The 974-nt window shown below is 42.3% G+C and carries 1 protein-coding gene; it reads left to right on the forward strand.

Annotated features, from left to right (window positions below):
- The first annotated feature begins 142 nt into the window (after positions 1–142).
- Positions 143–796, forward strand: a complete 654-nt coding sequence (locus tag J3L16_RS15845; RefSeq protein ID WP_207614036.1) for a hypothetical protein — start codon at positions 143–145, stop codon at positions 794–796.
- Positions 797–974 lie beyond the last annotated feature (178 nt).

The raw sequence follows: 974 nt of genomic DNA on the forward strand, positions 1-974 counted from the left end.
ACAAGGCGCTTAACACGTATGCCACTGCGTGCCATACTGGGACAAATACGCGGCGCGGCTTCGCCATTGTAGCGCCGCATATTTGCCCGTTAGCTATCCGAATCGCGAATTCAGGTCGGATATGGAACGAGAGTGAGATTAAATGGAAAATAGAACCTATAAAATATTATTGGATGGTGAATGGTCCTTAGAGGACTTGATGAACTTCTCCCGAATTTATTTTCAGAACTATTCATTTTTGTATTGTTTAGAGCACAAGGCCATAGGAATTGCTCCCACTCGTATGGAGTCCGTCTTAAAGAACTATGAGCTTCGTCATGGCCTTAGTTACGTGAATATTTACGATATATTCCGCACTCACATACCTAAAGAAGACAAACCTCAAATCAATTCCATGCAATACGCATCTCCAGGCTGGCTTGATTTGGTCTTAAACCCAGATGTGGCAGTTCAATTTGCTAAAGTTATGGGCGTTTTCATCAGTGGGGCTGGTAGTGTTGTGGGAGTTGCCGAAGTCTACAAAAAGTTGTACAGAATTTACGCAGATCTCAGTGCTACCCGTAAAAAGCTGGGTTTAACAACTTTTAAACTTCAAGCTCAGGAAGCTCTAGCCGCACAGAAACTAAATAGTGAATTGGCAAAAGGTTTGGGGTTTGAAAGTCTGGCAGATTTGGATGCCCATACAAAAGATGTAGAAGAAAGTTCAAAGCTATTAATGGCTCATTATCGTCGCATGCAAAAAATGGCTAAGTTTGTAAAAGACGGAAAAGCATCGTTCCCAGAGTCGGGTAGCTAACAAACGCATTAATAGGGACAAAAAACGTTGGCTTTTTGCTCCTTCGTCGCTAATTTTAGCCAACATTTTTTGCCCATTATGCGGGCTACATGGACTCCCCTTTGTCAAGCAATTGCTTTTTGGATAACAAGAAGATCTGACAGCAGCTCTACATTCGGCGTTTATTAGCTTTGTTACG

Origin of the sequence: Alteromonas sp. 5E99-2 (assembly GCF_017368475.1) — a bacterium.
Taxonomy (GTDB): domain Bacteria; phylum Pseudomonadota; class Gammaproteobacteria; order Enterobacterales; family Alteromonadaceae; genus Alteromonas_F.